We start from the raw sequence: 8566 nt of genomic DNA, 5'->3' as shown, positions 1-8566 counted from the left end.
ACACAAAAAGAGAAGTACCGAAGTACTTCCCTAAGCGAATTTAATGTGAAACAACACCAGTTGACAAAGAGCCATTTAAAATAAATTTTTCGACCTTCCCGCTCCTTATAGGTGGTGATTGCTATTTAGTTCTGCTAGGCGACCAGTTTGTAAATAAACAATCCACTCACAAATGTTGGTGACATAATCGCCAATACGTTCTAAGTAACTGGCCACGTGTAAATAGTCGTTACCAGAGACAACTGTTTCGGGATGCTTTTGCATTTCCACAATCGCCGTGTCATAAACTTTTTTAAAGTATTGATTGACGTGATCATCTTCTTTGGCGATGTTTTTAGCTGCGTCTGTATCTTCTGCCAAGTAGGCCTTCATGACGTCATCCACCATTTTTTTCACGTAGTCGGACATTTCGGAAATCATTTCTTCTACTTCTGGAATGCGTTCGTGGCCTTTCACACGAATCGTCGCTTTAGCCATGGAAACGGCGTGGTCCCCCATCCGCTCTAAGTCACTGGAAGCTTTCATAATCGTGACAATCATCCGCAAGTCTGTGGTGACGGGTTGTTGCAAGGCAATCATTTCAAAACTTTTCTTTTCTAAACGTAATTCTTGGTTGTTGATGCTTTGGTCGTTGAAGATGACTTCTTTGGCTAATTCTTTGTCGTGCTTCAAAAACGCCCGCACAGATTTATGGACAGCATCGGCAACGGCTAAGCCCATTTCGTAAAACTGTTGATGTAAATCTTTTAACTCTTCTTCAAACTGCGTCCGTAACATGTTGTACCTCCTTCAATGTATTAACCGAATTTACCGGAAATGTAATCTTCAGTTTGTTGTTGTTTGGGATTCATAAAGATATTTTTCGTTGCATCCACTTCAATGAGATTGCCGTCTAAGAAAAAGGCAGTCTTATCACTCAGACGACTGGCTTGTCCCATACTGTGGGTCACCATCGCCATGGTGTAATGGTCTTTTAATTGGTAGAGCATTTCTTCGATTTTAGCGGTGGAAATGGGATCTAAAGCACTGGTGGGTTCATCTAATAAAATGACTTTAGGATCTACTGCTAACACGCGGGCGATACACACCCGTTGCTGTTGCCCGCCCGATAAACCTAAAGCACTTTGATGCAATTTATCTTTGACATCGTCCCAGACTGCCGCTTTCCGTAAACTCTCTTCGACAGCTTGATCCAAAACTTTTTTATCGCTTTCCCCTTTTAAACGTAAACCAAAGATGACATTTTCATAGATGGAAAACGGAAAAGGATTCGGTTGTTGGAAGACCATCCCGATTTCTTTGCGTAACGCTACTGTGTCTTGCTTCGGCGAATAAATATCCTTGCCTTGATACAAGACAGCACCGTTAATGGTGACGTTAGGAATTAAGTCGTTCATGCGGTTTAAACTCCGTAAATAAGTGGACTTACCACAACCGGAAGGTCCAATGAGACACATAATTTCATGTTCATAAAGGGCTAAGTCGATACCTTTTAACGCTTCTTTTTTACCATAGTATAAATGTAAATCCCGTGAGGAAATAATTGCTGAGCTTTCCATACCTTCCTCCTATCCAAAGTGTCCTGAAACGTAATCGTTAGTGGCGCGTTTTTGTGGCTGGGTAAAGATGTTGGCTGTCTGGTCGTATTCAATGACATTACCGCTATAGAAAAAGGCGGTGTAATCACTAATTCGAGCAGCTTGTTGCATATTATGGGTCACGATAATAATCGTGTAGTGTTCCTTTAATTGGACTAACGTTTCTTCCACCGTCCCCGTAGAAATTGGATCTAGGGCTGAAGCGGGTTCATCTAATAATAAAATATCTGGCTTCATGGCAATGGCTCGGGCGATGCACAAACGTTGTTGTTGTCCGCCAGATAAAGCTAGGGCACTTTTATGGAGATTATCTTTTACCTGATCCCAAAGTGCTGCTTGTTTTAATGTAGTTTCTACCGTTTCATCCAGTAAGTGTTTATCTTTAATGCCGTGGCGTTTTAAAGCAAAGGTAATATTTTCATAAATAGACTTACTAAAAGGATTCGGCCGCTGAAAAACCATCCCGATGTGCTTACGCATTTCGTAAACGTCCACAGCTGGCGCGTTAATATCCACGTCTTTGTAGATAATTTTACCAGTAACTTTGGTGCCGGCAATGCCGTCGTTCATCCGGTTCAAGCTCCGCAGATATGTGGACTTACCGGAACCAGAAGCACCAATTAAAGCGGTAACTTGATTTTTCTTAAATTGTAAATCGACACCTTTAATGGCTTGGTTGGCACCATACCAGACTTCAAGGTCTTCAGTATGCAACGCTACAGGTTCATTTTGCGGATCAAAGGTGACCACGTAGCGATCATTAAAATCATATTTTTCCATGGGGACCTCCTAAGCTGAAGTCATTTTTTTATAAAGGCGATTGCCGATAAAACGGGCGCCAAAGTTAAAGAGCAAGACGACTAAAATCAAGACAGCCGAAGCGCCAGCTGACACTTGCGCGCCATCAGGCATGGTGCCTTCCGTATTGATTTTCCAAATATGGACGGCTAAGGTCTCTGCTTGCCGGAAAATACTAATCGGAGAAGAGACACTCAAAGGATTCCAGTTGCTAAAATCTAACGCTGGTGCCGATTGCCCCGCAGTGTAAATTAAGGCGGCGGCTTCACCGAAGATTCGGCCAGCACTAATAATAACCCCGGTTAAAATACCTGGTAAAGCTTCTGGAATTACCACTTTCGTAACAGTTTCCCACCGGGACAAACCTAAAGCTAGTCCCGCTTCTCTTTGCGTATAATGGACAGCTTTCAAACTCTCTTCCACATTACGAGTTAAAATTGGCAAGTTGAAAAAGGTTAAAGCTAAAGCCCCCGATAAAATACTAAAACCGTAACCCATTTGAATCACGAAAATTAAAAAGCCGAAAAGACCCACAACAACGGAGGGCAGCGAACTCAAAATTTCAATCGCCGTCCGCACGATATCCGTTAGGCGTCCTTTTTTCGCATACTCGGACATATAAATCCCGGCACCTAAAGAAATTGGCACACTAATAATTAATGTCACTAGTAATAAAAATAAGGAGTTAAACAGCTGAATCCCAATGCCGCCTCCTGCTTCGTAGCTGCGGGAAGAACCAGTTAAGAAGTGCCAATTAATATACGGCACACCACGAACTAAAATATAGACTAAAAGAGCCGCTAAAATTAAAACAATTAGGCCAGAGACGACGTACAAGATACTCGTAGCCACTTTATCTGCGCGTTTTGCTTTCATCCTTTCATGGCTCCTTTCTTCCCAATCATGCGAATCACAACATTAAAGACTAGAGACATTAAAAGTAAAATTAAAGCTAAGGACCACAAGACGTTGTTTTCCACCGTTCCCATGACAGTGTTTCCGATGCCCATGGTTAAAATACTCGTTAAGGTGGCTGCCGGTGTAGTTAACCCTGTTGGCATCACTGCGGCATTCCCAATGACCATTTGAATTGCTAAAGCTTCGCCAAAGGCCCGGGCCATCCCAAAGACGACGGCGGTTAAAAGACCAGGAATCGCTGAGCGCAAGACAACCTTATAAATCATTTGCCAGCGAGTAGAGCCCAAAGCTAAAGCCGCTTCTCGATAATGGCGGGGTACCGCTTTTAAAGCATCCACTGTCATGGTGGTTACTGTTGGTAAAATCATGACGAATAATACGAAAGTTCCAGCTAAAATCCCGAAGCCAGTACCACCAAAAATACTACGCACGGCAGGGACAATCACGGTTAAACCGATAAAGCCATAAACCACCGAAGGAATCCCGACTAATAATTCAATGACGGGTTGTAAAAACTTTTTCCCCACTTGCGGCGAAATTTCTGTCATAAAGATTGCTGCCCCTAAGGCAAAAGGCGTAGCTACAATCGCTGCTAAAAAAGTCACAAAAAATGAACCGAGAATCATGGGTAAAGCTCCCACTAAAGGTTTCCCGTTACTATCTAACTCACTAGGATTCCAGGTGGTGCCAAATAAAAATTTCAAAGGATTAATGCCATCCGTCACAAAAGTAGCTAAGCCTTTTGACGCAACGAAGAAAAAAATGGCAATGACGACTAACATAATTAAGGCAATACAACTAAAACTAATAATTTTTCCGCGTTGTTCCAGCCGCGCTTTTTTCGATTTGGTTAACAAGCGCTTTTTAATCTCTTGGTTGGATAATTCTTCCACGACGTTGCCTCCTACTCTATCACGTTGCCTTGCCAATCCCGCTGCACTTTCATGGCAGAAATCGGAATATAGCCGAGGCGACCAACAATACCTTCTTGCACTTCTGTAGATAAAACATAATCTAAAAATTCTTTGGTTAATTCATCTGGCTGTCCTTTGGTGTACATATGTTCATAAGACCAGATGTACCATTGATTGGTGGTGACATTTTCAATCGTCGGTTCCACGCCGTCAATACTTAAAGCTAAGACATCCTCTGTGATGTAAGAAAAAGCTAAATAACTAATGGCTCCTGGGGTATCGGCGACAATTTGCCGCACCATGCCGGTAGAGTCTTGTTCTTGGGCTGAGATGGCTGTCTGATCATCCAATACCCATTTTTCAAAAGTTCCCCGCGTTCCACTACCTGTGGCGCGGTTCAATAAGACAATAGGGAGATTTTTACCCCCGACTTCTTGCCAATTGGTAATTTCTCCTAAAAAGATTTTTTTCAAATTTTCCTTTGTAATATCGGTAATCCCGACACCGCGGTTAACAATTGGGGCAATCCCCACTGTCGCCACTTGATGATCCACTAAAAGACTAGCGTCAATCCCTGACTTTTCTTCAGCGAAAAGATCAGAATTGCCAATGGCCACTGCGCCACTTTGCACTTGGGAAAGGCCCGTGCCACTCCCGCCTCCTTGAACGTTAATGAATTTACCGGGATTGTTATTTTGAAATTGCTCTCCCACCGTCTCCACTAAAGGTTGCAAAGCCGATGAACCAACAGCGGTAATTGCTTCGCCGCGATCAATCCATTTGGCACAACTACTCAAAAGAATCAAAGAGAAAAATAGTGCTGCACCGATGATTTTTTTTCTCATGGAAAAACCTCCGAAAATTTTTGGATAACATACACAAAAAGGCGTTATCTATTTCCAGAGTAGCGATTCTTTTGGCAAAATGCAAGCCAAAGATGTACTCCCTTAGGAAGATTTTAGCAAAAGACCGCGGCACATTCATTTTTGACGAAACGCAACGAAAAGAAAAATTGCAATTGTTTTTTTATTTAAGAAGTTTGCTTGCTGTCTTAAGAAACTACCGGCTAATCTTTCTTACAAAAATGTTCTTTTCACGCTTGTAAACCTGTGCTATAATCCACCTTGGAAGCGTCGCTTAATCTATCCCCAATATTTTAAGCAACAAGACGCTCTCCTTTCACTAGGTTTTCCCCAAAAACATTTTCTAGTGGAAAATCATCCCTTGGAGAGGTCGACTGTTGTCGGCCTCTTTTTGATTAGAAGAGCTTTTACAACTCCCACAGAAGAGAAGTAATAAGACGGCAGCCACAGGAAATTGCTTTTCAAATTTTTTGTGGCTGATGGCTTATTACCGACTCTTCTAGTTGGAAAAGCTCGACAAATAAAAGAGCTATTCAAGCTCGAGAAAATACAGAAGAGCTTTTTGCAACTTTCGTAAAACAAAAAAACTGCCTGCTCATCAAGAACAGACAGCTTTTCATTATTAGATTTTTAAGAAACGGCGCATGGATAAGACGGAACCTAAGGAACCAATCAAGACCCCAACAACCACCATTAAAATAATCACTTGTGGCACCATTTCATCGGGGGTCATTAAGCTATACCCCAGTTTAATCAATTCGCGGTTAAACTGACCAAAAATTTTACGGTAACCAAAGATAGTTACTAAAATCGGTACCACGGAGCCTAAGACGCCAATCCAAGCTCCTTCAAAGAAGAAGGGCCAACGAATATAGCCGTTTTTCGCTCCTACTAAACGCATGATTTGAATTTCCCGTTTGCGGGTCATGATGGTAATCCGAATTGTATTGGAAATCAAGAAGATGGCTACTAGTAACAGGACGATGGATCCGCCCACGCCCCAAGTCCGCACACCTTGAGCAATGCTGAAAACTTTATCTGAGAAGTCACCGCCGTAATCGGCTTTTTCAACGTTGGTAATTTTTTCAGCAGCTTCTTGGACTTTTTTAACGTTTTCTGGCTTGTCGGCCTCAACGATATAGGCATCTCTTAAAGGATTGGCATCCCCTTCAAACAAGTTGAAGCTATCCCCATAAGCGGACGTTAAGTTAGCCAACTGTTCATCTTTACTAGAGAAAGCAACAGAAGTAACATGATCTAAGTTCTCTAAATCTTTTTCCACTTGATCAACGCCAGCTTCATCGGTGTTGGTCTCTACATAGACAGTAACATTAACGTTGTTAGCAATATCTTCGGCTAACTTGGTGACGTTTAAAATGACGCCCAAGAAAACCCCAACTAATAATAAAGTAATCGTTACGGCAAAAACGGAAGCAAAGGTCATCCAACCGTTACGCTTTAAACTTTTTATACTTTCCCAAATATGTCGAAAGAAGGTTCTAATCATCGTAACCGTATTCCCCCTCTGCTTGGTCGCGAATAATCCGACCATTTTCAATGGCGATTACCCGGTGACGAATCGTATTCACAATAGTAGAGTTATGGGTCGCCATCACCACTGTGGTCCCTTGCGTGTTAATTTTATTCAATAACTTCATAATTTCCCAAGAGTTTTCTGGATCGAGGTTCCCTGTAGGTTCATCGGCAATCAACACTTTCGGCGTATTGACAATCGCCCGCGCCACGGAAACCCGTTGTTGTTCCCCACCAGACAATTCACTTGGAAAGACCCGTACTTTATGTTTTAAGCCCACAAGGTCTAACACCTCCATCACCCGTTTACGAATATCACGAGGTTTACGGCCGATAACTTGCATGGCATAAGCGACATTTTCATAGACTGTTTTTTTCGGCAGTAATTTGTAATCTTGGAAAACTACGCCGATTTCCCGTCGTAATAAAGGAACCTCACGATTTTTAATTTTCATTAAATCGTGGCCTGCTACGACTAAGCGACCTTTAGTGGCTTTTTCTTCCCGATACATCAACTTAATAAACGTGGACTTACCAGCACCGGAAGGTCCCACCACGTAGACAAATTCTCCCTGGTCAATCGTCACTGAAATATTGCGAATGGCGGTTGTCCCATTGCTATACTTTTTCATGACATCTTGCATTTCTATCATAGGAATCTCCTTTACACGTACTCAATTCGTTCTTGATTATAACAGATGAATGTTGCAGGCACTTAACAAGCAGTTACAAACTGGTTTCATTTTATCACTTTTCTTGCTGAAGCTGCCATTTTAAGTAGGCATCGATAAAACCGTCTAAATCACCGTCCATGACAGCTTGCACATTGCCCATTTCATAATTAGTCCGGTGATCTTTCACCATGGAGTAAGGATGGAAAACATAGGAGCGAATTTGCGAGCCCCAACCAATTTCTAGTTGATCGCCCCGCATGGCGGCTTGTTGTTGCGCTTTTTTCTCTTCTTCCAATTGATAAAGTTTGGCTTTTAGCATACTCATAGCTTGCTCGCGGTTTTTTAATTGCGAACGTTGGGTCTGGCAAGCCACGACAATCCCGGTGGGTAAGTGGGTAATCCGCACAGCCGATTCGGTTTTATTAATGTGCTGACCCCCGGCACCACTAGAGCGATAGGTATCAATTTTCAAATCATCGGGATTAATCTCAATATCAATGGTGTCGTCAAGTTCTGGTAGGACTTCTGCTGAACAAAAGGACGTATGGCGCCGACTAGCTGAGTCAAAAGGCGAAATCCGTACTAAACGATGGACGCCTCGCTCTGAACGCAAATAGCCATAAGCGTTGTACCCTTTAATCAGCAAAGTAACACTTTTAATCCCGGCTTCATCCCCAGCTAAATAGTCCAAGGTTTCCACAGTAAAACCGTGTTGTTCGCTCCAACGGGTATACATCCGCAAAAGCATAGAGCCCCAGTCTTGGGATTCAGTACCCCCAGCTCCGGGGTGCAATTCCAAGATAGCGTTGTTGTGGTCGTAAGGACCTTTTAGCAACAAATTCAACTCGTAGCTGGCCATTTTTTCTTGTAAAGCAGTCAAGTTCTCCGCTAATTCTTCAGCTAAGTCTTCATCGGGATCTTCTTGAAGCATTTCCAAAAGGACTTGGTTGTCCTCGTAAGCTGTGGCCATTTGTTGAAACTCATCATAAGCTCTTTTTAATTGATTAGTTTCATCAATTACTTTTTGAGCAGCACTTTGCTCATCCCAAAAATCAGGTTCCGTCATGCGATGTTCATTTAGGGCGATATTTTCTTCCAGCTGATCTAAGTCAAAGAGACCCCCTAAAAGAAGTTAGTTTTTGCTGCAATTCTGCCAGCGTGTTTTTCATTACGGCTAGTTCCATTTTCATCTTCCTTTACTGGATATTTAAGGAAAACGGGACTATGACGCACTTGTCACAGTCCCCTCCCCATTTTATTTTTTAAGG

The 8566-nt window shown here is 42.5% G+C and carries 9 protein-coding genes; all 9 read right to left on the bottom strand.

All coding sequences use genetic code 11. The features are described 5' to 3' along the window. Window positions 1-105: 105 nt before the first annotated feature. The 9 genes from phoU to prfB all read right to left on the bottom strand — a co-directional run bounded on the left by phoU (window position 106) and on the right by prfB (window position 8482). The gene (phoU, locus tag FFM57_RS08165; RefSeq protein ID WP_137600027.1) at window positions 106-777 is read right to left on the bottom strand and encodes a phosphate signaling complex protein PhoU; all 672 of its coding nucleotides are present in this window, start codon (window positions 775-777) and stop codon (window positions 106-108) included. 20 nt (window positions 778-797) lie between these two features. Next, window positions 798-1559, bottom strand: coding sequence for a phosphate ABC transporter ATP-binding protein PstB (gene pstB, locus FFM57_RS08160; RefSeq protein WP_137600026.1), 762 nt, complete (start codon window positions 1557-1559; stop codon window positions 798-800). 9 nt (window positions 1560-1568) lie between these two features. Next, on the bottom strand, window positions 1569-2378 hold the full coding sequence (gene pstB / locus FFM57_RS08155) for a phosphate ABC transporter ATP-binding protein PstB (protein ID WP_137600025.1): 810 nt from the start codon (window positions 2376-2378) through the stop codon (window positions 1569-1571). Window positions 2379-2387: 9 nt separating this feature from the next. Next, window positions 2388-3272 carry a phosphate ABC transporter permease PstA gene (gene pstA, locus FFM57_RS08150; protein WP_137600024.1) on the bottom strand — a complete coding sequence of 295 codons (885 nt, stop codon included), beginning with the start codon at window positions 3270-3272 and terminating at the stop codon, window positions 2388-2390. Further along, on the bottom strand, window positions 3269-4207 hold the full coding sequence (gene pstC, locus FFM57_RS08145; protein WP_137600023.1) for a phosphate ABC transporter permease subunit PstC: 939 nt from the start codon (window positions 4205-4207) through the stop codon (window positions 3269-3271). The genes pstA and pstC overlap by 4 nt, the downstream gene beginning before the upstream one ends. An 11-nt stretch (window positions 4208-4218) precedes the next feature. Beyond that, window positions 4219-5073, bottom strand: a complete 855-nt coding sequence (locus FFM57_RS08140; protein ID WP_137600022.1) for a phosphate ABC transporter substrate-binding protein PstS — start codon at window positions 5071-5073, stop codon at window positions 4219-4221. 640 nt (window positions 5074-5713) lie between these two features. Further along, entirely contained in the window at window positions 5714-6598 is an 885-nt protein-coding gene (ftsX, locus tag FFM57_RS08135) for a permease-like cell division protein FtsX (protein ID WP_137600021.1), read from the bottom strand. Beyond that, window positions 6591-7277, bottom strand: coding sequence for a cell division ATP-binding protein FtsE (gene ftsE, locus FFM57_RS08130; protein WP_137600020.1), 687 nt, complete (start codon window positions 7275-7277; stop codon window positions 6591-6593). Before ftsE ends, ftsX begins: the two co-directional genes overlap by 8 nt. 94 nt (window positions 7278-7371) lie before the next feature. Next, window positions 7372-8482 (bottom strand): peptide chain release factor 2 gene (gene prfB, locus FFM57_RS08125; RefSeq protein ID WP_137600019.1). Its coding sequence is split into 2 segments (ribosomal slippage): window positions 7372-8409 and window positions 8411-8482, totalling 1110 coding nucleotides; the frame shifts between segments, so codons are not numbered across the junction. Window positions 8483-8566: the final 84 nt, after the last annotated feature.

It is taken from the genome of Enterococcus nangangensis, assembly GCF_005405245.1.
Lineage (GTDB): Bacteria > Bacillota > Bacilli > Lactobacillales > Enterococcaceae > Enterococcus_J > Enterococcus_J nangangensis.
This window is presented reverse-complemented; position numbering and strand designations above follow the sequence as displayed.

What these genes read in the sequence shown, in the direction of transcription:
- pstB (WP_137600026.1), bottom strand. Translation starts at nt 1,559, where the DNA reads ATGGAAAGCTCAGCAATTATTTCCTCACGGGATTTACATTTATACTAT.
- phoU (WP_137600027.1), bottom strand. Translation starts at nt 777, where the DNA reads ATGTTACGGACGCAGTTTGAAGAAGAGTTAAAAGATTTACATCAACAG.
- ftsX (WP_137600021.1), bottom strand. Translation starts at nt 6,598, where the DNA reads ATGATTAGAACCTTCTTTCGACATATTTGGGAAAGTATAAAAAGTTTA.
- ftsE (WP_137600020.1), bottom strand. Translation starts at nt 7,277, where the DNA reads ATGATAGAAATGCAAGATGTCATGAAAAAGTATAGCAATGGGACAACC.
- FFM57_RS08140 (WP_137600022.1), bottom strand. Translation starts at nt 5,073, where the DNA reads ATGAGAAAAAAAATCATCGGTGCAGCACTATTTTTCTCTTTGATTCTT.
- pstB (WP_137600025.1), bottom strand. Translation starts at nt 2,378, where the DNA reads ATGGAAAAATATGATTTTAATGATCGCTACGTGGTCACCTTTGATCCG.
- pstA (WP_137600024.1), bottom strand. Translation starts at nt 3,272, where the DNA reads ATGAAAGCAAAACGCGCAGATAAAGTGGCTACGAGTATCTTGTACGTC.